Annotated in this window: 25 protein-coding genes; 18 read left to right on the top strand and 7 right to left on the bottom strand. The window is 43.6% G+C overall.

Annotated features, from left to right (window positions below; translation table 11 throughout):
* Positions 1 to 171: 171 nt before the first annotated feature.
* A complete protein-coding gene (locus tag A4E24_RS01210) occupies positions 172 to 1,314 on the bottom strand; it encodes a TIGR04083 family peptide-modifying radical SAM enzyme (RefSeq protein WP_292350987.1) in 1,143 nt (380 codons plus the stop codon).
* Between the two features lie 171 nt (positions 1,315 to 1,485).
* Between A4E24_RS01210 and A4E24_RS01215 the strand changes: the two genes are divergently transcribed.
* Positions 1,486 to 1,674 carry a hypothetical protein gene (locus A4E24_RS01215; RefSeq protein ID WP_292350988.1) on the top strand — a complete coding sequence of 63 codons (189 nt, stop codon included), beginning with the start codon at positions 1,486 to 1,488 and terminating at the stop codon, positions 1,672 to 1,674.
* A 126-nt stretch (positions 1,675 to 1,800) separates the two neighbouring features.
* On the opposite strand, the gene A4E24_RS01220 is transcribed toward A4E24_RS01215, so the two are convergent.
* Positions 1,801 to 2,289 (bottom strand): GyrI-like domain-containing protein, encoded by a 489-nt coding sequence (locus A4E24_RS01220; RefSeq protein WP_292350989.1) that lies wholly within the window; start codon positions 2,287 to 2,289, stop codon positions 1,801 to 1,803.
* Between the two features lie 187 nt (positions 2,290 to 2,476).
* Between A4E24_RS01220 and A4E24_RS01225 the strand changes: the two genes are divergently transcribed.
* Entirely contained in the window at positions 2,477 to 4,798 is a 2,322-nt protein-coding gene (locus A4E24_RS01225) for a nitric oxide reductase activation protein NorD (protein ID WP_292350991.1), read from the top strand.
* Positions 4,799 to 4,942: 144 nt separating this feature from the next.
* Positions 4,943 to 5,734, top strand: coding sequence for an alpha/beta fold hydrolase (locus A4E24_RS01230; RefSeq protein WP_292350992.1), 792 nt, complete (start codon positions 4,943 to 4,945; stop codon positions 5,732 to 5,734).
* A 161-nt stretch (positions 5,735 to 5,895) separates the two neighbouring features.
* Here the strand turns inward: A4E24_RS01230 and A4E24_RS01235 are convergent, their stop codons facing one another.
* The 3 genes from A4E24_RS01235 to A4E24_RS01245 all read right to left on the bottom strand — a co-directional run bounded on the left by A4E24_RS01235 (position 5,896) and on the right by A4E24_RS01245 (position 9,182).
* On the bottom strand, positions 5,896 to 7,185 hold the full coding sequence (locus tag A4E24_RS01235; RefSeq protein WP_292350994.1) for an MFS transporter: 1,290 nt from the start codon (positions 7,183 to 7,185) through the stop codon (positions 5,896 to 5,898).
* Positions 7,182 to 8,018 (bottom strand): MmRce1 family CPBP family CAAX prenyl protease, encoded by an 837-nt coding sequence (mmrce1, locus tag A4E24_RS01240; protein WP_292350996.1) that lies wholly within the window; start codon positions 8,016 to 8,018, stop codon positions 7,182 to 7,184. Before mmrce1 ends, A4E24_RS01235 begins: the two co-directional genes overlap by 4 nt.
* Positions 8,019 to 8,411: 393 nt before the next feature.
* Entirely contained in the window at positions 8,412 to 9,182 is a 771-nt protein-coding gene (locus A4E24_RS01245; RefSeq protein WP_292350997.1) for a ribonuclease H-like domain-containing protein, read from the bottom strand.
* Positions 9,183 to 9,344: 162 nt separating this feature from the next.
* Here A4E24_RS01245 and mdh point away from each other — a divergent pair, with 162 nt between their 5' ends.
* The 10 genes from mdh to A4E24_RS01295 all read left to right on the top strand — a co-directional run bounded on the left by mdh (position 9,345) and on the right by A4E24_RS01295 (position 19,647).
* Positions 9,345 to 10,295, top strand: a complete 951-nt coding sequence (mdh, locus tag A4E24_RS01250; protein ID WP_292350999.1) for a malate dehydrogenase — start codon at positions 9,345 to 9,347, stop codon at positions 10,293 to 10,295.
* A gap of 55 nt (positions 10,296 to 10,350) precedes the next feature.
* Positions 10,351 to 10,617 carry a PRC-barrel domain-containing protein gene (locus A4E24_RS01255; protein ID WP_292351001.1) on the top strand — a complete coding sequence of 89 codons (267 nt, stop codon included), beginning with the start codon at positions 10,351 to 10,353 and terminating at the stop codon, positions 10,615 to 10,617.
* A 7-nt stretch (positions 10,618 to 10,624) separates the two neighbouring features.
* A complete protein-coding gene (locus A4E24_RS01260; protein WP_292351003.1) occupies positions 10,625 to 11,356 on the top strand; it encodes a tRNA(His) guanylyltransferase Thg1 family protein in 732 nt (243 codons plus the stop codon).
* A 54-nt stretch (positions 11,357 to 11,410) separates the two neighbouring features.
* Positions 11,411 to 12,370 (top strand): tyrosine--tRNA ligase, encoded by a 960-nt coding sequence (locus A4E24_RS01265; RefSeq protein WP_292351005.1) that lies wholly within the window; start codon positions 11,411 to 11,413, stop codon positions 12,368 to 12,370.
* Positions 12,371 to 12,448: 78 nt separating this feature from the next.
* Positions 12,449 to 13,582: a hypothetical protein gene (locus tag A4E24_RS01270; RefSeq protein WP_292351006.1), complete on the top strand. Its 1,134-nt coding sequence runs from the start codon at positions 12,449 to 12,451 to the stop codon at positions 13,580 to 13,582.
* A gap of 143 nt (positions 13,583 to 13,725) precedes the next feature.
* Positions 13,726 to 15,018, top strand: coding sequence for a methanogenesis marker 16 metalloprotein (locus A4E24_RS01275; protein WP_292351008.1), 1,293 nt, complete (start codon positions 13,726 to 13,728; stop codon positions 15,016 to 15,018).
* A gap of 141 nt (positions 15,019 to 15,159) precedes the next feature.
* Positions 15,160 to 17,217 carry a cation:proton antiporter gene (locus A4E24_RS01280; RefSeq protein ID WP_292351010.1) on the top strand — a complete coding sequence of 686 codons (2,058 nt, stop codon included), beginning with the start codon at positions 15,160 to 15,162 and terminating at the stop codon, positions 17,215 to 17,217.
* Positions 17,218 to 17,426: 209 nt separating this feature from the next.
* Positions 17,427 to 17,867 (top strand): universal stress protein, encoded by a 441-nt coding sequence (locus A4E24_RS01285; protein ID WP_292351011.1) that lies wholly within the window; start codon positions 17,427 to 17,429, stop codon positions 17,865 to 17,867.
* Positions 17,868 to 18,307: 440 nt separating this feature from the next.
* Positions 18,308 to 19,132: a carboxylating nicotinate-nucleotide diphosphorylase gene (nadC, locus tag A4E24_RS01290; RefSeq protein ID WP_292351013.1), complete on the top strand. Its 825-nt coding sequence runs from the start codon at positions 18,308 to 18,310 to the stop codon at positions 19,130 to 19,132.
* Positions 19,133 to 19,197: 65 nt separating this feature from the next.
* On the top strand, positions 19,198 to 19,647 hold the full coding sequence (locus A4E24_RS01295; RefSeq protein WP_292351015.1) for a PPC domain-containing DNA-binding protein: 450 nt from the start codon (positions 19,198 to 19,200) through the stop codon (positions 19,645 to 19,647).
* Between the two features lie 13 nt (positions 19,648 to 19,660).
* Here the strand turns inward: A4E24_RS01295 and A4E24_RS01300 are convergent, their stop codons facing one another.
* A complete protein-coding gene (locus A4E24_RS01300) occupies positions 19,661 to 20,041 on the bottom strand; it encodes a transcriptional regulator (protein ID WP_292351017.1) in 381 nt (126 codons plus the stop codon).
* Between the two features lie 140 nt (positions 20,042 to 20,181).
* On the opposite strand from A4E24_RS01300, the gene eno reads away from it, so the two are divergent.
* The 5 genes from eno to A4E24_RS01325 all read left to right on the top strand — a co-directional run bounded on the left by eno (position 20,182) and on the right by A4E24_RS01325 (position 25,689).
* Entirely contained in the window at positions 20,182 to 21,459 is a 1,278-nt protein-coding gene (gene eno / locus A4E24_RS01305; RefSeq protein ID WP_292351019.1) for a phosphopyruvate hydratase, read from the top strand.
* Positions 21,460 to 21,520: 61 nt separating this feature from the next.
* Positions 21,521 to 22,147 (top strand): LysE family translocator, encoded by a 627-nt coding sequence (locus A4E24_RS01310; RefSeq protein ID WP_292351021.1) that lies wholly within the window; start codon positions 21,521 to 21,523, stop codon positions 22,145 to 22,147.
* Positions 22,148 to 22,262: 115 nt separating this feature from the next.
* Positions 22,263 to 22,676 carry an inorganic diphosphatase gene (locus A4E24_RS01315; protein WP_292351023.1) on the top strand — a complete coding sequence of 138 codons (414 nt, stop codon included), beginning with the start codon at positions 22,263 to 22,265 and terminating at the stop codon, positions 22,674 to 22,676.
* Between the two features lie 212 nt (positions 22,677 to 22,888).
* Positions 22,889 to 24,856 carry a PAS domain-containing sensor histidine kinase gene (locus A4E24_RS01320; RefSeq protein ID WP_292351024.1) on the top strand — a complete coding sequence of 656 codons (1,968 nt, stop codon included), beginning with the start codon at positions 22,889 to 22,891 and terminating at the stop codon, positions 24,854 to 24,856.
* A 122-nt stretch (positions 24,857 to 24,978) separates the two neighbouring features.
* Positions 24,979 to 25,689, top strand: coding sequence for a DNA alkylation repair protein (locus A4E24_RS01325; RefSeq protein WP_292351025.1), 711 nt, complete (start codon positions 24,979 to 24,981; stop codon positions 25,687 to 25,689).
* 9 nt (positions 25,690 to 25,698) lie between these two features.
* Here A4E24_RS01325 and A4E24_RS01330 read toward each other — a convergent pair whose 3' ends face one another.
* Complete coding sequence (locus A4E24_RS01330; RefSeq protein ID WP_292351026.1) at positions 25,699 to 26,793, bottom strand: ABC transporter permease; 1,095 nt, start codon at positions 26,791 to 26,793, stop codon at positions 25,699 to 25,701.
* Positions 26,794 to 26,819: the final 26 nt, after the last annotated feature.

A 26,819-nucleotide genomic window follows, 5' to 3' on the forward strand; every position in this document is an offset into this window, starting at 1 on the left:
CATAATGCATCTTTATCAGGCAGAAAAATATCGCATGCAGAAAAGTGAGAATGATCCCCATTGTTCCCTGTTCCGCATGTGCAAGATAAGGGTAAATTTCTCTTTTTTACCTAACTACAACACAAAAAAGAAAAGATATAGATTTACTGCATTACACAGGATCGGTTACACTCATGTTTTCTTGAACATCAGGGACATTATTCCTGGCTTTGAAGGCTTCATAGGGTTCTGGAAGAAGCCCATTTCCATGCTTGGACCCCCGAACATCTCATTATTGACCCTCTCGGTTATTTCATCGAATATCATCTTGTAGGAGACACAGTGGGGGTCTACTCCCTTTATTTCCCCGCCGGTGGGGGTTATGGCATTGTAAGGGCAGCCGCCTCTGCAGTATTTTATATGGGCGCAGTCCTTACAGTGCTGGTCCACGTACTCTTTGTAATTGAACATGAGCTTCCAGGCATCTGACTGCGCAAGTTCTTCAATGCCCGGGCGGTCGTAGACATTGCCCATGACGTATTCCGGCATGCCTACAAAGCGATAGCAGGGATATATGCCTCCGTCAGGGCCTACGGCTAAGACATCTCCCATACAGTCCACGAAGGTGCAGACAGCACCTTTGCCACTAAATACGCCTTTACAGAGGTGGTCGATGTTCATGACCTCGATCCGGTCCATGTTTTCCAGGTATTTGTCCAGGAGGTAGATCAGGAGCTTCCCGTACTCTTCCGGGTCAAGCGCCCATTTTTCGGGCTCGTCGCCGCGTAAAGAGGGCAGAGCAGGGTGAAACTTGAGGATCCAGCCGTTCTCCAGGTAAAAGTTAAAAATTTCCTCCCTATATTTTTCAGAATAAGATGTGAAAGTGGTGATGAACCTCACGGAAAGTCCGTGTTTTTGTGCTATCCTGTAGCCACGCATGGTTTTTTCAAAATATCCCTCCCCTCTCTGGAAATCATTGAGCTCTTTGGGGCCATCAAGGCTGGAACCGATGGGAATATCATATTCCGCAAAAATTTCAGCTATTTCATCTGTCATCTTCCAGAGGTTTGTCTGTATGGCAAAAGCCACTTTCTTCGGCTTTACCCCCTCAGCAAGCATCGGTAAAGCCTCCCTGTAGAAATCCGCGCCTGCCAGGAGCGGTTCTCCTCCATGGAAGGTAAAGGTGACCGAATCCTCCCTGAAGTCTTTGAGCCACTCAACCACTTCTTTTATGGTTTCGATGCTCATTATAGGGGATCTTTCCTCGGAACTCCAGCAGTAACTACAGTTCCCAGGGCAGCCCAGGGTGGGGATCAGCATCACGTGAAACGACATTTTTATAGCACCTTTTTTTTAAGGCTCTTCAAATTATTAGTAGTTTTCTAAAAGCCATCCGGGCCAACCTTTACAAATGCCTGCCGGGTCAGTTCAAACGTTATGAATATAAATAAGGTCTACAACAATAATGTAAGTTAGTAATACTGTATCATTGAGAGGAGTATGTTCATGGCTGAAGAAAATTGTGCTAACTGCAAATTGCGGGCAAAATATGATAACAAGCCGAAGTCTCTCGCCGGGAGATTCTGGCGCTGGCACATCAACTTTTGTCCAGGCTGGAAAAAATATTTTACGTCACTTCCACCTGAAGAAAAAGCCAAAGTTGCTGCTAAATACAATTTTAAAAAGTATCAATAAAAAAAAGTCCTGTAGAGATCATCTACTAAACAAACAAGTAAAAGTCTATTGTACTGAACCAGGCGAACAGATCTAAAAGGATCCTATGTGTAATATCCTTTTTGTTAATACTCCCTCGATCTTGTTTCACTTGATGGGCATGCAGATATCAAGGATATGATGATTTTCCGGATGCTCTCCGGGAGAGTTTAAATATACTTCATAACTTGCCCTGGACATATCGATCTCAAGGTTATTTTGCATAATCCACTCAAAGATCTTTTCCCATGCTGGGGCATATTCTTCTGGTCCTGTCAGTTCTGCACGCATTATTACATACTTTCCCCCGGGAAGCTTTTTCTTTTTTATTTCCCTTTCAGCTTTGACATCATCTTCAATGGTGATACACACATCCAGCTTAAGTTCTTCCGGAGGTGTAACGCTTGGATCATCATAATAGGCAGACATCAAGATAGTATCTGGTCCCATCAATTGCTGCGGACCTGCCCAACCAAGAAGTTTAGTGAACAAATCATCAAAGACTTTGGTGTTTCCCAGATAGTTGCCGACAAATGAAACACATGCTACATTCCTTTCGTTTATCTCTTTTATTCCGGGCTCGTTCAAGATTTCCAAACCTATCACCTGCTTTTTATTATTAAGCAATTTTTTGTACTATCTGCTATAAAAGCCCATAGTAAATTGAGCGAAAGTGTTAAAATGTGCTTGAGATCGGATCTAAAAGATCTCTGCAGCGCTGGAAATGCAAACTTTTTTCTATTCATAGACCAGACAATAAATCATCACATCGAAGGATCAGGATATGGAACATAAAGATCCCACCGAAGAAGAGCTGGTCGAACTTATAGGGTCCAGGTTCTCCGGGAGTACTTATTGGAATAATTTTTGCAGTGTTCTTGAAAAGAGCAGCTCGACATATCATGGTGAACTTCTCATAACTGCCCGTATGCTGCTTGAGAAGGATCTGATGCTCGCAGGAGTTTTCTTTGAGAACTTTCCCAAGGCAGCACAGCACACCGGGTCTGAAGGGATCAGGAAATGGGCTGGCATTGGCATAAAGATATTTGACCAGGACAAGGATCTTGCATTTGATTACTTTTCCCATTCGGCTGGGCTTCTAAAGGATCTGGATGTCAGTGAACTGGAAATGTGGGCCCTGCACGGCATAGCTCTCTTTGAAGAGGATCCATCTCTTGGAAAGCCTTATTTTTCCCTGAATTCTGAGAGCTCAAAACAGTTCATTGAAGGGCTTAAGGGATCAGCGGCGCTCAATGAGATGGTAAGCGTTCTCAGGTACTATGCCCTTGGCTTGTCAGGTATCAATTTTAATATTCTTTCCCGAAGGATGTTACAGGTGGAGCAAGAACCCAATTCCTTAAACCCTGTGATAGCGGGCAGGACCATCTACCTTGCACCCAGGATCAGGAAGTATGGTGATCTTGGAGATAGCTTCAGGATATACAAGCTGAGCATAATGCATGAGGTAGGCCATTTACAGTTCAGCTCCCATAAGATAGAACGTGATGATGCAGCAGGACTGATGGCAGATATCAGAAGCAGGTACACGACCATAATGAAAAGGACCTATCTGTCGGGGCTGCAGCCTGAGGGTATAATCGATATCGCTGACATCATAGCTCTGTTCCCCAACAAAGCACTGGCAGGAACGATACTCGGTGTTCTGGAGGATGCCAGGGTAGAGTACAGGATAATGGAACACTATAAGGGAGTTCGCTCAGACCTTGAGAGAATAAGATGCCAGATGCTTCTGACAAGGTCTGTCCCGAAAGGCGGCCTGGAGGAGTTCATGGAATCACTGCTATGGATCTCGACAGGACATGAACCTGTTTACAATATCAGTGAAGGGACAGAAGGTCTTCTGGAAGAGACAAGGACCCTGCTGAAGGACAGGATCTTCCACGAAGGATCTTCTGTCCTTGATTCCCTTTACACTACCTTCAGGATATATGCCATGCTTGATGACCGGATGGGTCCTTTGAGCCACAAGGAGTATGAAACACTGAAGAACATCGATTATCGCGGAGTTGATATCGGAGCATATGGCAGGAAGGACCCTTTTTCTCCCGGTTCACATGAGAGCATAATCAGCAATTTCATTCCTCAAAGTGAGATGGAGCCAGAACCAGACAAAGAAGAGCCAAAAGAAGAGGTCAAACGCCAGCCTGCCTATGCTATGAAAAAGAACTGGAAGATACTGGGCAGTTACATGTATGATGAATGGGATGCTGTGATCAGTGACTATAAAGCGGATTGGTGTACGGTCAACGAGATCGAGCCTTTTGGCATGTCCAGCGATTACTACAAAGATGCTTCAGAACATTACAGGCATGAGATCGCGCTGATCAAGCAAGTGTTCGACAGGATGAAGCCGGAAGCATTCCACAGGATGAAGGAACAGACCGATGGAACTGAGATCGATATCGATGCCTTCATCGATGCCCTGATGCAGAAGAAATGCGGGATAAACCCCGATGACAGGCTCTACCTCAGGTGGGACAAGCACGAAAGGGACGTTGCAACTCTTTTCCTTATAGATGTCAGTTATTCCACCCATAAAACGATAGGCTATGATGAAAAGAGCATAGTGGATATCGAAAAAGACTCGCTGATCATCATGGTACAGGCTCTTGAAAGCATAGGCGACAAGTATGCTATCTGTGCATTTTCCGGCCAGACAAGGGATGATGTCGAGTACTTTGTCATAAAGGAGTTCCATGAGGAACTATCGGACAACGTTGCTCGCAGGATCAGTGTGCTGGAACCGGTGTCCAACACAAGGCTAGGACCTGCCATCCGCCATTCGATAAGGAAACTTGACAAAGTAGATGCAAGAACAAAGATCATAATACTGTTATCGGATGGCGAACCCTTCGATACCTCCCGGGGAGAAAGCGCATACAAAGACAGAATTGCTGAAGAGGATACCAGAATAGCTATAAAGGAGGGCACTGCCAAAGGAATACATTTCTTCTGTATAACCGTGGACCCGGATCCCGGCAAATATCTTGACAATATTTTCTCTGATGCAGGATACACAATAATAGATGATGCAAGTTCTCTTCCGGAGAGGCTTCCGATACTGTATAAGAAGATCACTACCTGATCATGCAATAATGGTGAAGTGATAGGGTATAACTGGTCTTCAACCTCGTGTTTTAACTTCAAATGCATATTACTTTTGAGTATCCAAGTTTGCTCATAAAGTATATAACATCGAAAATGTCAAATTCGTTATGGGTTTACATCTATGGATGAGATCGATATAGGTGGATTACGCATAGCATTCGAACGGAAGGGCGAGGGAGTACCTCTTGTGCTCCTCCACGGTGGTCTCAGCGACAGCCGGATGTGGCGCAGGCAGCTTGATGAGCTGTCCGATGAATTCACAGTGGTGGCTTGGGATGCACCTGGCTGCGGTAGTTCAGCAGATCCGCCGGAGACCTTCCGTTTGCCTGATTTTGCAGACTGCCTTGCTGCATTTATAGAGGAAATCGGTTTAGTAAAGCCTCACATTCTCGGTCTGTCATTCGGTGCCGGACTCGCACTTGAGTTCTACCATCGCTATCCCACTATCCCGAGATCGCTCATACTGGCTTCGGCTTATGCCGGGTGGTCGGGATCACTTCCACCCGATATGGTAGAGCAACGCTTGCAGCAGGGGATTCAGCAATCCGAATTGCCGCCCGAGCGGGTCGTTGAGATGTGGGTCCCTACACTCTTCGTAAAATCTGTATCTGCCGAGGTAATTGAGAAAACAGCGGTGATCATGTCCGAATTCCATCCGGTCGGAATGAGAACCATGCTGCTTTCTTTCGCTGAGGCCGATCTTCGCGACATGCTTCCAACCATCAAAGTGCCTACACTATTACTGCATGGAGAAGCTGATCAGCGTTCTCCTTTGAACGTTGTCGAGAACCTGCACGCTAAGATCCAAACATCAAGGCTTGTGATCATACCTGCTGTCGGCCACGAGATCAGCCTGGAGGCACCAGAGGCGTTCAATGCCGAAGTACGCAGCTTTCTTCTAGCAAATCCGTAAGAATTGGCACCTAAATTGATTATAAAAAGGAGTACAATTTGAGCCTGTAGAAATCCTCGAGATTCTTATGAGAATTCAGTACCAGTATTCTTAGGTGTACTTCCAATATTGAATGGAATATCCAGTTTATCCTTTGATACATTTTATGAGAGAGGATTTTTCTACACAGCCGCATCTTCTAATCCCTTTATTTCTTTATTTTGCCAGATAAACAAAGAGATCATAGATGTCATTGCCCCGGAGATCACGAACATCAAAGCAATTCCCCTGCCCTCTCCCACTCCGATAATAGAACCGACTGTTCCAGCCAACATGCCATCCAGTTCCAAAAGTGGATTGAAAACATGATCTGCTAAAAAACCTGCAACTAAAAAGGCTATGACTGAGCCAAGATATGTGACCATGGAAATGATAGACCACACACGACCTTGTTTTTTGTTTTCAATGTTTTTGCGGATCAGGACTTCAATAGAGGTGTTTATGAACGGCAAGGTTCCAAAGAACATAAATCCTGTCAGAGTGATCAGAATGATATTCGTTGATAATCCAAGACCGGCAAAGAATATTCCTGCAAAAAATAATGATATTGATAATATAATTACATGTTTGTGTTTGCTACCGAACAATCCGATGGACAGGCTTCCAAGAATTATGCCTGAAGCGCAGACGGATTGGGAAATCCCTACTATTTTTACTGTTGTCAGGTTGAGTAGCATTGGAATAATAAGGGATTGAAGCAATCCGACAAAAAAGAGCACGAGCATTGTTGTGATGACCAGATGAACTACGCCTCTGCTTTTTGAAAATTCCTGAATGCCCTCTCTAAGGTCAGCCATGATGTTTTGTTTGGGGTGCTTTATAGTTATGCCGCCTAAGATATTTCTGACCCAGATAACGATGGAACTGGAGATCAAGAGAGTGCTGATGTCTATCAAAAATATGAATTTGATATCAATTACCGATAATAAGAGACCAGCAAGGAACGGAGAAATCAGGTATTGAGCAGAACTTGCTAATTGCATTAATCCGCTTGCTTTGGCATATTGAGTTTCGGGTAGAAGGTCAGTGACCAGGGCTTTGTAGGCGGGTTCCTGGAAAGCTGAAAAAACGGAACTTATGGCTATTCCAAAATAAATATGCCAGATTTCAATGTTGCCGTTCAGCATCATGATAAATATAAAGAGAAGCCCGAGAGTGGCACCCATATCACCAAATACCATCATTAGGCGCCTGTCGTGACGATCTGCCAATACGCCTCCATAGGGTTTTAGCAACATGGGCGGTAAAAGAGCACAGATGAGTATGAAGACGTAACTTGAAGCTGTAGTGGTTTGCTGGTATACATATACCCCCAGGGAGAAAATAGTAAGACCAGTACCAATTATTGAGATGAATTGTCCAATCCAGATAAGAAGGAATTTAGAATAGAGATCCTGAGGTTTATAGGTCATTTTTTAACCTCTGTTGCAAGGTGTTCCCTGGAAAAGAACATATCTTTATCCAGTACAATAATAACGGCAGCAACAACAATGAGCACCAAAGTTTCGATACATTTTGTAAATTGGGTTATTGCCAGTATCTCCTGAGAGAGATTGATGACAAAGTGAAAGAGGATTGCCACCAGGACACTTTTTCCGTTCTTTATGCACATCCAGCTGATAATAACTCCCATAGGGATAATGCTGATGAAAAAGTTCACGCCAAACCAGATGCTTTGGTGGATGATCTCATACTGATAGGAGTTATTGACAAATATAAGCGGAAAGTGCCAGAGAGACCAGAGTATGCTGAAAACGATGGACGCCTTGAAGTATGTGTACCGGCTCTGCAGACTGTCAAAGGCGTACCCTCGCCATCCAAGCTCTTCAAAACCCGCAGCAAGCAACAGAAGAAACAATACAGGGACAAATCCGGATGAAAAGGAGAAACCTTCAGCAAACTGGAACTGGGACACAGATCCCCCGAAAGGAAGAGAAAGAACGATAGATACCAGAACAGTAAGAGGCATTATTAAAAGCAATGCAGGCAGCATTTTTAGCCTTATCAACCTGATATTGATAAGCCGGTTGATAAAATCCTTTATAAGGTCTGGGTTTTTAGACGTGAATATCATGACAAGCGAGATCAGAAAAGGTGCCATCAGCCCAGGCAGCATAAACAGCATATACATTCCGCTTTGATCATCATGAAAACTTGCATACGCTCCCGCAAGCCAGAAACAATAAGTGGCTATGAAGGTCGCAATAAAGTAGATCCGGGGTTTATACTTGTATTTAGGGATCATTGTTTCCTCAAAATTTAAAATGTCATGATATTGTACCTCAGAGTGTTAAACAAAATACACCAGTCAAGAGTGATAAATTTTCTCCTTACAGATAAATTTCATTAATTCTAGGCAATAGTCTTCTTCCGGGATGACCGCCTGTATTTAACTCTTTATATCTCAGCTTTGCAGAAAATGTATTAATATCAACACTATAAACTGAAATTTGAATTATATCTCAAATAGAGATTGCAGAATATAATGTATTTATGCCTGTTTCGTTCTCCAAAAAAGAGAGGTTTTCTGCATTTCCTGAAGCTATTGACTTTGATTGCAATACATTGGTTCAGCAATTGTCAGGACCGTAGTTACAAAATATTACTCCGATCAGTTTCACGATAATATTCGTTGAATTTATTTTTTACAGGAACATCCAGCTTGCCCAAATTTATTCTCCACTAACCTGTCATATACCATATCGATGATGGTTTTAAGGTTCACTATATCCTCACGGTTGTATTCGAGCAAAAGATCAAGGGACCTGTTGTTCCCACGTTCGTACTCCCGCCAGAGGCGTACTGCATCAAAACCTGAAAGGCCTGTAGTTCCCTCACTTCTGGAGATGCCAAGCATTTGTTCTATCTTTTTCAATCCGCCCGAAAGACCTATACGGCGCAGAGGGTACATCAGATCGATGTGCAACTGGTCAAATTCGATCTGCGGGAATTCCCTTTTGATGAAAGGCAGATCGAAGCGGGCGCCATTAAAAGTGATAAGTGTTTTGTATTTGGGCAGTTCTTCAACGATTTCTTCAAGGTCGATGCCTTTGACGTATGTTCTTGCTTCCTTTCCGTTATAAATGCCCACCACTGTAATACTGTCGTGACAAGGGGAAAGACCTGTGGTCTCGATATCCACACATGCCACATCATCCGAGAAATGCCGGTAGGCTCTCCAATGTTCTGAAGAAGGAAGGGAACAGGCAAAGAATGCATGGTCTCTGGCTTTTAACCGGTCCAGAGAATCCACTATGCCTGCACAGATGAGACTTTTCTTCTTATCCGGAATGGGTACACTGTCCCTTTCACTAAGGAACTCTTCCCATTTTCTCACACCACTGGTCCATATGCGTTTCTCAATGGTGGCGCCTATCATAGGCATGTGGATATAAGTGCTTTCTAGCATTGAACCGGCCTCTTCCCTTAGTATAGATTATTGATTAATAACCATGACGTTATGTGTCTATATAGAGGATAGACCTAATGGCGAATCACAACTAATATAATATAGGAATAACTTTTATATTAGTGTATAAATGTCAAAAAACACCTTATAAGAGGAATGGACATGAAAAAACTTTCAGTGATAGGCGCAGGTAATGTGGGTGCATCCACTGTGCAGAGGCTTGCAGAGAGCAAATTCGGCGATATTGTTATGCTGGATGTGGTACCGGGCCTTCCACAGGGGAAAGCACTTGATCTTATGCAGGCTGCGCCTTTGATGGGCTATGATGTGGACATAAAAGGAACCAATGATTATGCTGACATAGAGGGTTCCGATATCGTGATCATAACTGCAGGTATAGCACGCAAGCCTGGGATGACAAGAGATGATCTGCTGAACATCAACGCAAAGATCACAAGAGATGTATGCGGCAATATCAGGCAGTATGCACCAAAGAGCATAGTGCTCACAGTGACCAATCCATTGGATATTATCACTTATGCTGCATACAAATATACCGGGTTTGGAAAAAAGAGGGTATTTGGTATGAGCGGGTTACTGGACTCCGCCAGGTTCGCCTCTTTTGTAGCTAAGGAGGTCGGATGTTCCGTCAAGGATGTAGATGCCATGGTACTGGGCGGGCATGGGGACAATATGGTCCCTCTGCCACAGTATACAACGGTATCAGGCATACCAGTATCCGAATTCCTGCCAAAGGAGACCATTGACAGGCTTGTCACAAGGACCATTGACGCTGGAGCCGAGATCGTCAGCCTTCTTAAGGAGGGAAGTGCTTTCTATGCTCCATCGGCAGCGATCGTAGCCATGGTAGATGCGATCATAAACGATTCCGCAAGAGTGATACCAACATCTGTTTATCTTGAAGGAGAGTATGGGTTCAGTGACGTTTGCATGGGTGTACCTGCAAAGCTGGGAAAGAACGGTGTTGAAAAGGTCATTGAAATAGACCTCTCACCAGAACAGGTGGCAGCGCTTTCGATCTCTGAAAAGGCTGTAAGGTCTGGTATAGAAAAACTAGATCTGCGTGTATATGAAAAAGCATTTGTAGTATAGTGCTTTTACATACGAATATTCATATATAAGTACTCTTAAATAAAGGAGAGATAGCATGCGTACGGATTTGACATCGCTTTTCGGGCTTAATGTTTACACAGATGCTGGCACATATGTTGGAAAAGTGGCTGACCTTGTATTGAACGTTGAAGAAAGGAATGTTAAAGGGATAGCCATAACTGATATCAACAGGGATATATTCGATGTCCCTACAAGAGGTGCCATCATTCCATATAGATGGGTAGTGACCACTGGGGACATTGTTATAATAAGGAGTATTGTCAGCAAGTTCAAGATAAAGAAAGAAAAAGAAGAAGAGTAAAAAGCACATGAAGAAGCGAGAGATCTACAGTGATCTGCGCTGTGCACCTCCTTTTATCATCCGTGTAGACGGCAGGGCTTTTAGGAATTCACTGTTGCGTATGGGTTTTCAAAAGCCCTTTGATAACAGGTTTGCGGTCTCTATGGGTAACGCTGTAGAGATGCTGTTTAAGAAAAGCGGCCTATCACCTGTTCTTGGCTATACTTTTTCCGATGAGATCAATCTGTTGTTCAAAGATGTGCCATTTGACGGAAGGGTGGAAAAACTGAATTCCATTGTTCCCAGTTTTTTGAGCAGTGCGCTTACCTTAAGTCTGAAAGTACAGGAGCCACTTGCATTTGATTCCCGCATTGTTCCTTTATGCAAAGATCAGATAAGGGAATATCTGGACTGGAGGCAGAAGGAAGCATGGAGGAATTGTATCAACTCGTATGCTTTTTACACTCTTGTTTCAAAAGGATCGAGTGAGAAGGAGTCGGCAGCTGCTCTTAAAAAGAAAAGGTCATCAGATGTCCATGAGTTACTTTTCAGGCACGGTATCAACATATCTAAAGTGCCTGCGTGGCAGAGAAAAGGTATACTTGTACATAAAGAGCAATACTCTATTTCTGGCTATAATCCTTTGATGCGAGAGAATACCCGCAGCATTCGTACAAGAGTTGTGCAGAACTGGGACATCCCTCTCTTTCCTTCTCCTGAAGGGAGCGCTCTCATTGATTCACTGATTAGTGACAGTTAACCATATAAACAGAAAGGGTTTTTATACCAACCATTATTTATCAATGGTGAACTTATGGACAGACTGGAGCTTATAAAAAGGAACGTACAGGAAATTGTTACAGAGGAAGAACTGGAAGAACTTCTCAAAAAGAAGGATAACCCTGTTGCGTATGTGGGTTATGAGCCCAGCGGCAAGATCCATCTAGGCCATGTGCTTACGGTCAATAAACTCCTCGACCTGCAGAACGCTGGTTTTCAGATCACGGTCCTGCTTGCCGATGTGCATGCATACCTTAACCAGAAAGGCACTCTCGAAGAGGTCCGTAAAACTGCTGATTATAACAGGGATTGTTTCATTGCCCTTGGGCTTGATCCGGAAAAGACGAAATTCGTATATGGTTCTGATTTCCAGCTGACATCTGAGTATATGCTCAATGTGCTCAAGCTTACAACCACTGCATCTCTTAACAGGGCAAGGAGAAGTATGGACGAGGTCGGCCGAAAGATGGACGATCCCAGGGTTTCCCAGATGGTATATCCCATGATGCAGGCAATTGATATCGCTCTTCTCGGTGTGGACGTAGCTGTGGGAGGCATCGACCAGCGCAAGATACACATGCTTGCCAGAGAAGGTCTGCCAGCCTTGGGTTTCAAGTCTCCGCTCTGCATACACACACCTATACTTCTGGGTCTGGACGGAAAAAAGATGTCCTCTTCAAGTGATAATTTCATTTCAGTTGACGATTCGAAGGAAGAGATCGATCAAAAGATGCAAAAAGCTTTCTGTCCTGCAGGTCAGGTAACTGAGAATCCTATGCTGGAACTGTTCAGGTACCACATTTGTCCCCGGTATGAGGAAATCACATTCGAAAGGCCGGAGAAATATGGAGGCGACCTTGTATGCAGAGGTTATGAGGAGCTTATTAAGGTCTTTTCTGAGGGGCAACTGCATCCTATGGATCTCAAGAAAGGTGCTGCTAAGTACATGAACGTGATACTTGAGCCTGTAAGAAAGGTTTTGAAAATTAATTGAACCTTTTTTAAAGTCGCAACATATTTAACTAGTTACATACAACAAATAGCGAGAATATTCATTCAGGCGGAGGATCGCATGAGGTATACCTATCAGGATTCCACAGACCTGCCCATACAGCGTGATTTTATTCAGGATATCAATGATCTAATTGAAATGTCAGGGAAAGTCCTCTCCTTGGAAAATGATGCTATTGAGGTAAATGAAACTGAGATGAAGGCCATTTCCTCTCTGGAGAACAGGATAGTCGATCTTGAAAAATTCGCGAGCGATGTAAAAACATATGTAACATCTATTTCTCTCAACGCAGAAAATGTGGAGATCCTTGATTGCCATAATGCCATCATGGATGCCTGTGATGCAAGTGTCAGTACCGGTCTTCACGATCTAAAAAAAGAGCTTGAGCAAAAAAAGAGGGATCATGAGTTGCATATCAATGAACTGGAGCAGAAAATGTTCCCTATGCTCAATTCCCTTTTTGAGGACGGCATATATGGGGCTATGAAATCTTATTCGGTTCGCTTTGATAATGGCAGCATGAGGGGTGAGCTCAGAGCTTCTATATCCGGTGTGGAATATGAAAGTGAGCTACTATATAAGAATGGACCATTACTTATGCGGGAAGTGCATGGAAATGTCCAGCTTCCTGTTTGGGCAAAAACCGGGCTGATACATAAGGAAAATAAAGTAAAGATGGTCGATGTAAGTGATTTCATAATAACTAACATCGATTTCAATGGTGTTTCCCGTCTTGAGCTGACCTTCTGGAACAAGAAACAGGACCAGCAGTTCAAAATAATATATGATTCACAGGATATTCAGATCCTTCACGGGAACAGCGATATCACTGCAGATAAAACCCTGTCGCAGTCCATTGAAATGGACAGGGTGGAATCATTGGGCTTAGAGATAAAGAAATTCCTTGAAATGTCCATAATGTCCCAGCAACTAAGGAGGGTCATGCTCGATGGCAGAGATGCAGTCCGTAACAATGAAGTTTTTGATTGTTTAAAGATCATTATGGAAAGATATGGTGACATTGTTCGTGAATGCACTGACAGAGGACTTGTTAAGAACGAGATAACCATAAAGATCGAACGTACTGATGGCACAAGGACAGAAAAGTACGTAACAAAAGAAGAACTCTTTAACAAGCTGGCCGAACTTGGCAGCGAGGGCCTTGAACTGGCAAGCATACTGAACGTAGAGTAAAATGGGTTACTATTCTTCTTTTAATTATTTTTACCGGCATCCTTATCCTATATACTTTCTATCTATGATCGCATCAGTATTAAAAATGCCAAATATTACTTTTTATCCTTGCTATATGTTGGAAACATAAAGTGGTTAAGATCATGCAGCGTACAGTAGAAGAGATATGTTCCAAGATCAGTAGAAAAGAAGCTGTGGTCATGACCGCCCACGAAATATGTCAGCTTGTCAGAGAGGGCAAGGACATAAAAATGGAAGATGTGGATGTAGTTACCACAGCCACAAGGGCAATAATGAGCGGGACCTATGCAGTTATGTCATTTCCCATTGAAGCTCCGCGGCAGTTCACACGGGCGACAAAGATCTTCATGAATGGTGTGCCGGCTTTTACAGGTCCCTGTCCTAATGAGAGGCTGGGTATACTTGATCTTATGGTCTTTGGCACCTCTCATTCCGGCCTCAGGCCAGACTACGGTGCTGGTCATCTTTTCAGGGACATGGTCCAGCAAAAAGAGGTCGAGGTCTCTGTGATCACTGATGAGAATGACACGTTCACTGCAGGCATTACTCTGAATGACATGCCCTTTGCCCGCTTATTCGGTACCCGACACTGCTTCAAGAACTATTCTGCATTTGTGAATTGTTCTCCTAAAACTGTGAACAGCATTTTCCACGCTATTGGTTTCTGCCCGGATCTTACAGGAGCCAGTGTATCTGGGTGTGGAGAGATAAACCCTGTTAAGAATGACCCTCTGCTGGAGACCATTGGTATAGGTACCCGTTTTCTCATGAACGGCAGTGAAGGATTTGTTATAGGGAGCGGGACTCGTAGCAGTGCAGCAAAACCGAACCTTGCCGGATTTGCTGACATGCATGGCATGGACCCTCAGCTCATGGGTGGTTTTATCACCAGTGCCGGACCAGAATGCATTGTCTCCTGGGCTATTCCCATACCAGTGACCAGTCAGGCTGTACTTGATGCTATTAAGACGACAGATACAGGGATATCTCTGCCTGTAATGGATGTTGATCGCCGGAAGCTCATAGGCCAGGCGGACTATGGGAACGTGTGGCAGGGCGTGGATCTGGAAGTCACTTTCAAGCCATCTGCATGCGTGCAGTGTCCAACATGCGCGGCTGAAGAAAAATGCCCCATGGACGCCATATCTTTGAATAACGCCAGACCTGTGCTGGACCGGTATCTCTGTTTTAACTGTGGCCTTTGTTCCACTTTATGTCCTGGAGGCGTATTTACTGCGAGGCTTGGAAGTATCAGAACAGATCTGAACTGTTACGACGAAGAAAGGTACATGGAAGTCCCCATAGTACTACGCCAGTCGGACCGCAAGAGAGCACTAAAAATGGCCGAAGAACTTAAGAACAGGCTGATCGCTGGGTCTTTCAGCATGGGACAGATGGCTGAGAGAATAAAGTAATATTTGCAGCTTAGATTAATGAACGAGTTTGGTCCACATTTTTAGTTCATATCATTTTGCCTTGGACCAATTCTTTTTATGGTGCTGTGAGGTCAAAACATCTTTATAGTTTAGGTTCAATCAGAACTGATTGGCTACTATATGGATCTGACACTGTTCACTGCTATTGATATAATTTTTGGTTTGTCGATACTGATCCTGTTACTGTTCCATAGAGTCAAATTATCTCCTGTACTTGGTTTTCTTGTTACGGGAATTGTAGCAGGCCCTCATGTCCTTGGTATCATCCGTGAAGTGGAGCAGGTAGAGGTACTTTCAGAGATAGGGATAATTCTGTTATTGTTCACAATAGGGGTTGAGATGTCCATCAAAGAGCTCTGGGACATCAAAAGATTCGTGCTGGTGGGCGGTGGTTTGCAGGTGGTCATCACTACAGCACTGGTCTACTATATTTCCCTTTACATGGGTTACAGTCCCAACACTGCTCTTTTCCTTGGATTCCTGGTATCCCTGAGCAGTACTGCTATAGTACTGAAACTGTTTCAGGAAAAGGGAGAAACATACACCACTTACGGTAAGATATCCCTTGGAATACTCATATTCCAGGATATCGTTATTGTTCCCATGATCCTCCTCACGCCCATACTGGCAGGTGTTCCCTCCACTTCAGGAGACAGTTCTGTCACCTTCCTTTTGAAAGGGCTTGGTATCATGCTGTTTGTGATTGTCACTGCGAGATGGATAATGCCTGCACTGCTCTTCAGGATCGCTAAGACCAGGAACAGGGAGCTTTTCCTTTTGACCATCATATTCACGGTGTTCGGTACGGCGTGGCTGACCTCCAAGGCAGGATTATCGCTGGCTCTCGGGGCTTTCCTTGCGGGTCTGATCATATCCGAGTCCGAGTACAGTCATCAGGCCGTCGGCAACATGATGCCTTTTAAGGATGTTTTTATAACCTTCTTTTTCATCTCCATCGGAATGTTGATGGATGTCGGTTTTTTCCTGGAGAATATATTTATCCTTCTGGCATTGGCTGCAGGTGTAATACTTGTAAAATCTATGGCTGCAGGACTTGTTACATTCATATTGGGTTATCCCCTGAGGATCACGATCATAACGGGGATGACACTGGCCCAGGTGGGAGAGTTCTCATTCGTCCTCTCAAGTTTCGGAAGGTCTTATGGGCTGCTCGATGAAGGTCTTTATCAGGCTTTCCTTGCTGTTTCCATAGTAACTATGGCAGCTACACCCTTCGTGATGACTTTCTCACACAGCTTCTCGCGTATGCTACTTAACAAGACTAAGAATCCTGTATTGATCAACGGTCTGTATGCAAAGAGCATGGGCATATACTCAACTGACGCAATACATGCAGACGAAGATGAAGAATTGCACGATCATCTTATTATCGTAGGTTATGGGTTCAACGGAAAGACAGTTTCTAATGCTGCAAAGACCGCAGGCATACCTTATGTCATCATAGAGACAAATCCTGAGACAGTGCGTAATGAAAGAAAAAAGGGAGAAAGGATCTACTATGGGGATGCAACCCATGAAGTTGTTCTTGATTCTGCTAACATAAAGTCTGCCAGGGTGCTTGTGGTCGGCATATCTGATTTCATCGCCACAAGGGCAATAACTGATGTTGCAAGAAGGATGAACCCGAAGATCTATATTATCACAAGGACACGATATATGAGCGAGATCAAAACCCTCAGCCAGCTGGGTGCAGATGAGGTAATTCCCGAGGAGTACGAGACATCGGTGGAAATATTCAGTCGTCTTCTTAAAAAGTACCTTGTACCGGAAGAGGATATTTACGCATTCACAAGGGAGATACGCGCAAACGGTTATTCTATGTTGAGAAAGCATTCCATTGAAGCTAAAAAGGATACCTTCAGCCTGAAAGATGATCTTCCCGGGCTGGATGTGACATCATTTAAGCTAAAGGAAGGTAGTCTCATTCACGGAAGCACTCTGAAAGATGTGGATCTGAGGAACATTCATGGTGCAACGGTACTGGCCATCCGCAGAGGTGAACAGATCATTGAGAACCCCACAGGCGATACACAACTCCTATCAGGCGATATGCTCATAGTTCTTGGCAAACCTGAGAAGCTGTGCCAGCTAAGAAATTTTCTTGGAGGGGATATTGGTGCTTCTCCTTCCGAAAGTTGTCCGTATGAAGGAGCATAAGCTCTGTCTTACTTCAAGATGATATATGCAGATATCTAGATTGAAAAGATAGTAGAACCTTAGTACACTGATCGCTACTATTTTCCTTTTTCTTTTTTCATACGGTGGTGTATATTCTTTGTCAGCTTTATCTACCAGTTCTGCAGATATGGATTCAACCAATAGATATATTAAATATTAATCTTAAGTATAAATTAGGGGTAATACTCATGGGTGTAAATATTAGATCGATACTCATAGCCACTGATGGATCTGACAATGTAAAAAATGCTGTGAACTGGGGTGTGGGATTGGCGAAAGCCAACGATGCCAAGATCAAAGCTGTTTATGTTGTGCCTCCTGCAGGTGTAGCTGTCGCTATGCGCGGTGAGATGTGGGCAAAGGCGCTGGAGAGCCACCTGAAGGAAGAAGGTAAGAAGGCTACTGCATATGTGGTGGATATAGGCAACAAAGAAGGGGTTGAAGTAGAATGTGTGATCATTGATGGTAAAGCCCCTGCCAATGGAATAGTGGATTTTGCCACAGAGAACGATATAGATCTCATAGTGATGGGAACATTGGGACTCACAGGACTCACTCACATTCTCCTTGGAAGCGTTGCAGAGAACGTGGTGAGATATGCAAAAAGGCCGGTACTGGTCATTCCATAATATAAAGTTTGTTGCTGGACCCTCTTAACATTGGGTCCTTGTAGTATCCCCGTTCAGAGGAGGATAATATATCCTTCTCTCTAAATTTTATATTTTTATTCTATTTTGATCTCAATTTAAAGACTAAATAGAATGTACTTTTAACAGAAGATCTACAATGACCCGGTGATAGTAGAAAAAGGATCATTAAGGCCATAGGGGCCGGCCCATATCTAGATAAGGTATCCATGCAGCATTGGATAGTAAAATGCTGCACCGTAATAACTTAATGACTACAAAACTATTTTCGGATACTTTAACGGTTCACATTAAAATGAAATTAGTGGATCGTAATTTTTTATCGTCTTATCAACTAAAGTTATATTCAAAGTAAGGCTATAAAATTAATAAAGGTTATTACGGTTTACATGAAAAATATTGGAATATATAGGTGGTAAAAGATGCTCAACAGTGAATTAGAACATTTCATCCAGGAAGACCTTGGTCCTTATGACCTTTCATGTATCCTTGTTCCAGAACGAGAAGTCGAAGCCATCATCTTCAGTAAGGAGGAATGCACTCTTGCGGGCATTGATGTTGCAATGTCTATTTTCAGGTACTTTGGCCTGCAGGCCACGACATCACATCGTGATGGTGACCAAATACCGGCAGGAGAAACCATCTTCTTTCTGAAAGGAAGTTCTGTATCGATGTTAAGAGCAGAGAGGCTCTCTTTGAACTTCCTGGGTCATCTCAGTGGCATTGCCACTATGACCAATAAATGTGTACAGATCGTGCGAGAGTTCTCCGATGCACGGGTTGCCTGCACCCGCAAGACGATACCTGGCATGCGCAGCCTGGAAAAACAGGCTGTGATGGCAGGAGGCGGTGACACTCACAGGTTCGGTCTGTCGGACTGTATCATGCTTAAGGATAACCATATCAAGCTAATGGGATTTGAAGCAGCCATCAAGGAAGCCAAAAAAAGGGCCAGTTTCACTCAGAAGATAGAGGTAGAGGTGGAGAGCATGGAAGATGCTTTGTTGGTGGCTGGTCTGGAAGTGGATATCATCATGCTCGATAACATGAGTCCGGGTGAAGTCTTGAGAACAGTGCAGACACTCAAAAAAGCAGGTTTAAAAGAACATGTTGTCATAGAAGTATCTGGTAATATCAACATCGTAAATCTTGAAGAATATGCTAAGACGGGTGTTGATGTTATTTCCATGGGTTCGCTCATCCACGCTGCAAGGTGGATAGATGTAAGTATGGATTTCTCAGTGTAGGGGCTGTCGTTGTGGAGTCAGGTGGATGGCAGGATATTTGAGTATGGAAATGCTTGAGGTCTGGCATGGAATATACTACAGGTAATATTGGCAGGGTCTTCTTCCTGCGTGTTGATCATGGCGAAGACCTGATAGAGGCATTGCAAATAATTTCAAAGAAAGAGAACATTAGATCTGCTTTTTTCTTCCTTCTGGGTGCCATTTCCCAGGCAGAGCTTGTTGCAGGTCCCAAGGAGGCCAGTGTGCCACCTGTTCCTATATGGGTCAAAATAGAAACCCCACATGAGATCATAGGCATTGGTAATGTTTTTTATGAAGGTGATGATCCCAGGGTACATCTGCACTGCAGCATAGGGAGAGATGAAATTGCCAGGACAGGTTGTCTGAGGAACCAGAGTAAGGCTTTCATGGTAAATGAAGTGTGCATCCTGGAAATATCAGGAATGGCTGCAACACGAATAAATGATGGTCTGAAAGGCTATTCGCCAGTTACCTTTGGAAAAATATCCGACTAAACGGACTTTGTGCTCAGGCTCCTCTAAGATCTTTTAAATGCCTGAGAGTTTCTTCCATTTCTTTGTTTTTTTGCCGGATATCTTCTTCGAAAGTTTCAATTATCTCCCTAAGGGGAACTATAAGTTTATAGTACTTGACCGGCCTGCCTTTATCAGAGTTCTTTTTCTCATTGCGCTCTTCTATCCATCCTCTTTCGCGCAAAGGCCTCATGGCAACACTTACTTCGGGCTGCCTCATTCCGGATGCTTGTTCGATATCGTGAGAAGTGATCTCTTTCCCGCAGGAAAGGCAAGCAATAGAAATAGCTTCCGTTCTGCCGACTCCAAGGTTTTGCAATAATTCGATGATCTCTTTGCTTTGCTCATCCAGGATATCAGCGCTTTCTATTTTCATACAAAGACAATAATACTTGTATATTTATATAATTTATGGGAGAAAGATCCTGCACTTTCTTACTTCCAAAGGAAACGCTAAGAATAAACAATATATACACTAATCACCTTCTATGGGTTAGAACATGGAGGTGGAACAGGATGGTTTACATTGCTGATGAACGTAAGTACAAGATTGAAAAAGTACATGCTAGAGAGATCCTTGATTCACGGGGCAATCCCACGGTCGAAGTGGACGTGTATACTGGGTGTGGTTTTGGACGTGCCAGTGTTCCATCGGGTGCTTCCACCGGTACCCATGAGGCTATTGAGCTGAGGGATAATGAGGCAGACCGCTATAGAGGAAAAGGTGTCCTCGATGCAGTGGACAACGTGAACACCACTCTTGAAGGTGACCTTGTGGGGATGGATGTCCGCCACCAGCGAGGCATTGATGCCCTTATGATAGCCATGGATGGCACTGATAACAAGATGACGTTAGGTGCCAATGCTATTCTGGGTGTTTCAATGGCAGTTGCAAAGGCAGCTGCTGATTCTTTGAACATCCCTCTGTACAGGTATCTTGGAGGCACGAATGCACATACTCTTCCTGTTCCCACAATGAACGTCATAAATGGCGGTAAACATGCAGGCAATGAACTTGCTATTCAGGAGTTCATGATACAGCCAAAGGGATCTGATAGTTATGCAGAAGCCCTGAGGATGGGAGCTGAAACATATCACGCCCTGCGCAAGGTGCTTGAAGATAAATATGGTGCTTCAGCAACTAATGTTGGATATGAAGGAGGGTATGCTCCACCATTGTCCATGACCACGGATGCCCTTGATGCCCTGATGAGCGCAATAGAAGAGGCAGGCTATACAGAATCAGATATCACTATTGGTATCGATGCTGCAGCTTCGGAGTTCTTTGACGGGGAGACATATTCCATTGATGGCAAGTTACTGGATGCGGGGGAACTTACTGACCTGTATCTGGAATTGATAGACAGCTATCCGATCATCTACATAGAGGACCCTTTCCACGAGGAAGCTTTCGAGGATTTTGCAAATCTGACTTCGGAGGCGTGGGAAACCCTTATTGTGGGTGATGATCTGTTCGTGACCAATACCAATCGCCTTGCTAAAGGTATCGAGATGTGCGCTGCCAGCGCTTTGCTGTTGAAAGTGAACCAGATCGGCACTATCTCTGAAGCATTCGATGCTGCGATGATCGCAAACCGCAATGGATATGCTGTAGTTGTCAGTCATCGCTCTGCAGAGACCGAAGATACTACCATTTCGGATATCTCTGTGGCTATTGGGGCAGATCTCATCAAGACGGGAGCTCCTGCACGCAGCGAGCGTACTGCAAAATATAACCAGTTGCTAAGGATCGAGGAAGACCTTGGGGACATTGCCAGATACGTGCAGCTCTAATTTTTTTCATTCATCCTTTTCCTTTTTTTGAGTTTTATTTTCCGATGGCACAGGTGAGTTATTGATAGAACCAACACAACTTCTCTATTTTATTGCTGCCTCTGTAGCCCTCACTTTACTTCCTGGCCCGGATATTCTTTTTGTTCTTTCCATCAGCATTTCCCAGGGAAAAAAGGCCGGGATTGCAACGGCATCCGGACTGTGCACTGGATTGCTTTTCCACACTACTGCCGCAGCGCTAGGCATTTCTGCTCTTGTGTACAGTTCTGCAATTGCATTTACGATTGTAAAATATGCAGGTGCCCTGTATCTCATCTACCTGGCCTTCAAGGCGCTAAAGGAAAGCGGAACTTCCTTTTCATCCTTCGAGGTAAAAGAAACTGATGTGCCTCTTCTTTATAAAAGAGGCATTGTAATGAACCTCCTGAATCCGAAGGTTTCACTTTTTTTCCTTGCTTTCCTTCCCCAGTTCGTAAGTGCAGGTTCTGGAAGTATTCCTCTGCAAATGATATTTCTGGGAATCGTGTTTCTTTTCCAGGCGTTGTTTATCTTTTTCCTGGTATCGATATTTGCAGGGTTCATTGGATCCAGGATCATGAAAATGCCAAATGCCGGAAAATATGTTAACTGGGCTAAAGCGGGCATATTTTCAATAATAGGAGTTGAACTGGCTCTTTCCGGTCGATGATCCATGATAAAGCAGATCATTTTTCCCTTTGTCCACGAAGCTGTAATTCTTGGTGCATTGGGTGTGGTATTTTGTGTACAGTAAACATTTTCAACTACTATGTTCAATACCTTGCATGAAGGTTGTGATCGAGACCCCAAAACACAGTTTTTTTAAATACAACAGGTCAGGTGATCACTATATAAAGGTATTTTTCTCCCCTATCCCGACCATATTCAACTATGGCTACATAGAGGGTATAAAAGGCCCCGATGGGATGGAGGCGGATGCGGTTGTCCTGGGTCCGCGCATGGCTCAGGGCACGGTGACAGAGTTCCATAATTACCAGGGAGTTGTAAGGTTCATAGACGACTCAGTGAAGGATGATAAGTATATATTCTACATAAGTGGTTATCGTTCCCCATACGTATTGTCCTTTTATTTTAAGATCTATGCCCTCTTTAAAAGATTTGTATATCTAATATTGGAACAACGGATCTCTAAATGTGAGTTCCTTGGTATAGAAGAGATAAGCAGTGATATAAACTGATTTTAACACTAAAAAGTTCTGTTCATTAAATCTAACTTTGCGAAGCATAATTAAAACTGATCATGGGGAGTTTTGCAGTGTCAAGACTTGTGGTCTTAGTAAAGTAGATATACTGACCTAAATATATATTCATAATAGCGTTTCTTTCAATCCATTACAATATTGCTTGTTAATGATTTATCATTCGATATCACATGTATTAAGTGATGCAGATGAACAGTGTAACCGACGATCGCAAGAATGCAGAAATTAACTGTATTTGTAAGATATCGGAGATAATGGCAAGTACTAAGGATTTTAAAGATGTGGTGTGCCAGGTATTAGATATATTACCTGATGGTTTTCAGTTTCCTTCGATCACTTGTATCAGGATAATGATAAACGGTAAAGAATTCAAAACCTCTCATTTCAAGATCACTCCCTGGAAGCTTTCTTGTTCATGTACGTGTTCAGGTTCAGAAGTTATTTCTGTTGAAGTTTTTTATATGGAAGAACGCCCGGAGGCATATGAAGGTCCCTTTCTTTCAGGAGAGAAGACTATGCTTTTCTCGGTCTGCAACAGTTTGAAAAGCTTGTACGAAAAAGAAGTGATTTTGAGGGACTATCGTGAAATTGAGGAAAAATGCAAAGTTTTCATGGAGAATGCCCTTGATGGAATGATGGTGCTGGATTTCAAAGGAAAGATCTTACTGTTCAACATGGCTTTGATCAGGATGTTCGAGGTCGATGACTCTGAAATTTCGATGGGTCACAATATACTTGAGTATCTATGTGAAGAATACAAACTTAAGGCTATAAAAGACCAGCTGAATGTGATGCGAGGTAAAGGGGGCTATCTCAGCACATATAAGGTACGTTCAAGAAAAGGGCGTGAATTCTGGGTGGAAGGTCTGGGGACGAAGATCATCTATAAAGGTAGCATAGCTAACATAGTTGTTATCCGTGATGTCACTGAGAGAATAGTTGCAGAAGAAAAATTGAAAGTTTATCGCCAAAGCATAAATAAACTTGTGCAGGAGTGCACTATCGATATCTCTTCAGCAAACGAAAAATTAAAAGAAGACATGAAAATATGGCAGCATATTAACCATATTCTGGTATTTGAAAAAAATAAGCTTTCAGAATATCTTGGGAACATTGGGGTGATGGTAGTAGTACTTGGCCAAGATGGGCACGTATCTTCCATAAACAAGAAAGGTTGTGAACTTCTTGGTTACAATGAGCATGGGATAGTTGGCCAGGATTGGACAGCAGTTTTCGTTCCTGAGAATTTTCGGGATTATGCAAGGAATGTGCTTCTAAAATGTCTTAGCAACAATTGTGTGGGAAGATCTGAAAATCCTGTTCTCACATATGATGGTAGTAACAGGTTGATATCATGGACAAATGTTCCTCTGGTAGATGAAAAAAAGAATGTGATCGGAGTGATCAGCACTGGAGAGGATGTTACAGATCTTAGACAGTCACAGGAAGCACTTTATCAGTATGTTGATGATCTTAAAAGCAGCAACGAATTCAAGGTCCTTTTTATTGATATTTTGCGGCATGATCTGCTAAACCCTGCCACCATTATCAAAGGCTATTCCGAGCTTCTGCTGGAAAGGATAGATACAGATGAGGAAAAAGCCATTGTTGAGAAAATCTACTATCAGAATGAGAATCTCATACAGATCATCAATACTGCTTCGAAGTTAGGCAGACTTGAAAGCACTGATATGATAAGTTTTGAGGAGTTTGATCTGCTTAATTTGCTGAGAAAAGTTTCTAGTGGTTTTTTGCCCCTGCTGGAAGAAAAAGGCATGACATTAGAGTATCCCGCAGAGGGCATCTATCCGGCTGATGTGAATCCTCTTATAGAAGAAGCCTTTTCTAATCTGATATCAAACGCCATTAAGTTCAGTCCCAATGGGGGTAGGCTTGTTTTAGGTATAGAGGACGAAGATACTTCATGGAAAGTAATGTTCACTGATTTCGGTATGGGGATCAGTGATGAGAATAAGGATGCCATATTCAGAAGATTCAAACAGGTTTCCACTCAAGGAACTAAAGGAAGCGGGCTGGGCCTTGCTATCGTCAAGAAAATAGTAGAACTTCACCATGGTGAAGTTGGTGTATATGATAATCCTTCGGGGTCAGGTGCTGTTTTCTGGATAAAGGTGAATAAAAAACAGTCTGTTTAATGTGAGGCTACTTTATCCTCGTCCTGTAGGGTATATTCCCGATCATCATTTGTAGGTCACGTTCAATTGAAAAAGATACTTTGATCGTGTATATAGGACACAAATGTATGGGGTGAGTATCATTGGACTCGAATAGAATAGACAAAAGTATTAAAAGCATCATCGTCGAACTGAACTCCCTCTCAAACCCATCTGCCCTGCAGGGCATGGCAAGTTTTGGCATCACTCCCGGCAAAGCCTATGGTGTTGCTATTCCTGAACTTCGGAGAATAGCGAAGAGTATCGGAAAAGACCATGAGCTTGCAGCCAGCCTGTGGGCTTATGGATATCGTGAAACCCAGATCCTTGCAAGCATGGTGGATGATGTGCGATATGTCACTGAAGAGCAGATGGAACAATGGGTAAGTGAATTCGACTACTGGGAGATCTGCGACCAATGCTGTATGAATCTCTTTGAGGATATGCCATGTGCCTACGACAAAGCGGCAGAGTGGAGCCACAGGGAAGAAGAGTTCGTAAAACGAGCGGGATTTGTGCTGATGGCACGCCTTGCAGTGAGCGATAAGGAAGCCTCAGATGAACGTTTTATTGCCTTTTTCCCCATTATCAAGGAAGGTGCATCGGATAAACGCAACTTCGTGAAAAAGGCTGTCAACTGGGCCCTGCGCCAGATCGGAAAGCGTGATCTTTCGCTGAACTCCCTGACGATAGAACTGGCAGAGGAACTGCAGCAAACAGATAGTATCAGTGCCAGGTGGGTGGCGACAGATGCCATAAGAGAGCTTACTGGAGAAAAAGTGCAGCAGAAGCTGCGATCCAAAAAAGCCAAGTGAGTTTTATATTTATTCATGCCTCAATGCATCCAGCGGTCTCATCTGGGCAGCTTTCCATGCAGGATAAACCCCGCCTGCAACACCCGTCATTATGCCGAATACAATACCCAGTATGATATAAGCCATGCTTGATGGTGCAAATAGGTATGATGCCTGTTTCATGATAAGCACAGTTATCAGGAACCCGCCTCCAAAGCTCAATATCCCGCCGATGAGGCTTGCAGCCGTTCCCAGGAAAAGGGCTTCCAGCAGGAACATCTTGAGCACATCTTTTCTTGAAGCTCCCACTGCTTTCATTATGCCTATCTCCCGGGTGCGCTCCATAGTGGACATGAGCATTACATTGAGGATGCTCACCCCTGCCACAAGCAGGGAAATGGAGCTTATTCCCATCAGGAACAGGGAAATGTATCTGGAGATCTCATCAATGCTTGAAAGGATAGTATTGGTGGCAAGCACGAACACCTCTTCGTCTTTCTTGTTGAGCCTTTCCTCAAGGTCCTCTTTGACCGTATCTATCTCGTTGATGTTCTCAACCTGGATTATGGCATAACTATAACCTTCATCCGTATCTTCATAGATCCTTGTGAACATCTGGTGATCAATAAAAACAGCACTGTCAGCGCTGATGTCAAAGCCCATCCCTCGTTCTCTCAGGATACCTATCACTCTGAACTTTGTATCTTCTATAGTTATCTTTCCGCCAATATTGACTTCGAGATCCTCTGCAAGCTGTGATCCTATCACACAATCAGAAGACCCGCGTTTGTACATACGGCCTGCTTCGATCTCCGCAAGGCCGGGCAGATCATCGCTTTCTATACCATATACGTTTGCGTAGGTTTCCTCGTTCTTGTATTCAGCTTTTGAAGCGCTGGAATAGATAGGTATCAGGTTCTCTATACCTGCAACCTTCTGCATCTTCTCCACTTGCTTCTCAGTTATAGTCTCCTCCCCGAACCCAGGATATACCAGAAGCTCGTTACCCACATCTCCCAGGGAATCGGATACTGACAGCTTCAGGCTGTTTCCCAGTATGCCCATGGACGAAATTGCAATGACCCCGATGATTATTCCCACAGCTGCAAGGACTGTGCGTGCCATGTGCCTCTTGAGATTCCTTTTTGCTA

The organism is Methanomethylovorans sp. PtaU1.Bin093, from assembly GCF_002067275.1.
Lineage (GTDB): Archaea > Halobacteriota > Methanosarcinia > Methanosarcinales > Methanosarcinaceae > Methanomethylovorans.

Bases quoted from the DNA above. Each gene is read 5' to 3' on its own strand.
- A4E24_RS01265 (WP_292351005.1), top strand. From the start codon at position 11,411: ATGGACAGACTGGAGCTTATAAAAAGGAACGTACAGGAAATTGTTACA.
- eno (WP_292351019.1), top strand. From the start codon at position 20,182: ATGGTTTACATTGCTGATGAACGTAAGTACAAGATTGAAAAAGTACAT.
- A4E24_RS01320 (WP_292351024.1), top strand. From the start codon at position 22,889: ATGAACAGTGTAACCGACGATCGCAAGAATGCAGAAATTAACTGTATT.
- mmrce1 (WP_292350996.1), bottom strand. From the start codon at position 8,018: ATGATCCCTAAATACAAGTATAAACCCCGGATCTACTTTATTGCGACC.
- A4E24_RS01215 (WP_292350988.1), top strand. From the start codon at position 1,486: ATGGCTGAAGAAAATTGTGCTAACTGCAAATTGCGGGCAAAATATGAT.
- A4E24_RS01275 (WP_292351008.1), top strand. From the start codon at position 13,726: ATGCAGCGTACAGTAGAAGAGATATGTTCCAAGATCAGTAGAAAAGAA.
- A4E24_RS01260 (WP_292351003.1), top strand. From the start codon at position 10,625: ATGAAGAAGCGAGAGATCTACAGTGATCTGCGCTGTGCACCTCCTTTT.
- A4E24_RS01295 (WP_292351015.1), top strand. From the start codon at position 19,198: ATGGAATATACTACAGGTAATATTGGCAGGGTCTTCTTCCTGCGTGTT.
- A4E24_RS01285 (WP_292351011.1), top strand. From the start codon at position 17,427: ATGGGTGTAAATATTAGATCGATACTCATAGCCACTGATGGATCTGAC.
- A4E24_RS01225 (WP_292350991.1), top strand. From the start codon at position 2,477: ATGGAACATAAAGATCCCACCGAAGAAGAGCTGGTCGAACTTATAGGG.
- A4E24_RS01230 (WP_292350992.1), top strand. From the start codon at position 4,943: ATGGATGAGATCGATATAGGTGGATTACGCATAGCATTCGAACGGAAG.
- A4E24_RS01280 (WP_292351010.1), top strand. From the start codon at position 15,160: ATGGATCTGACACTGTTCACTGCTATTGATATAATTTTTGGTTTGTCG.
- A4E24_RS01210 (WP_292350987.1), bottom strand. From the start codon at position 1,314: ATGTCGTTTCACGTGATGCTGATCCCCACCCTGGGCTGCCCTGGGAAC.
- A4E24_RS01315 (WP_292351023.1), top strand. From the start codon at position 22,263: ATGAAGGTTGTGATCGAGACCCCAAAACACAGTTTTTTTAAATACAAC.
- A4E24_RS01330 (WP_292351026.1), bottom strand. From the start codon at position 26,793: ATGGCACGCACAGTCCTTGCAGCTGTGGGAATAATCATCGGGGTCATT.
- nadC (WP_292351013.1), top strand. From the start codon at position 18,308: ATGCTCAACAGTGAATTAGAACATTTCATCCAGGAAGACCTTGGTCCT.
- A4E24_RS01300 (WP_292351017.1), bottom strand. From the start codon at position 20,041: ATGAAAATAGAAAGCGCTGATATCCTGGATGAGCAAAGCAAAGAGATC.
- A4E24_RS01255 (WP_292351001.1), top strand. From the start codon at position 10,351: ATGCGTACGGATTTGACATCGCTTTTCGGGCTTAATGTTTACACAGAT.
- mdh (WP_292350999.1), top strand. From the start codon at position 9,345: ATGAAAAAACTTTCAGTGATAGGCGCAGGTAATGTGGGTGCATCCACT.
- A4E24_RS01235 (WP_292350994.1), bottom strand. From the start codon at position 7,185: ATGACCTATAAACCTCAGGATCTCTATTCTAAATTCCTTCTTATCTGG.
- A4E24_RS01270 (WP_292351006.1), top strand. From the start codon at position 12,449: ATGAGGTATACCTATCAGGATTCCACAGACCTGCCCATACAGCGTGAT.
- A4E24_RS01245 (WP_292350997.1), bottom strand. From the start codon at position 9,182: ATGCTAGAAAGCACTTATATCCACATGCCTATGATAGGCGCCACCATT.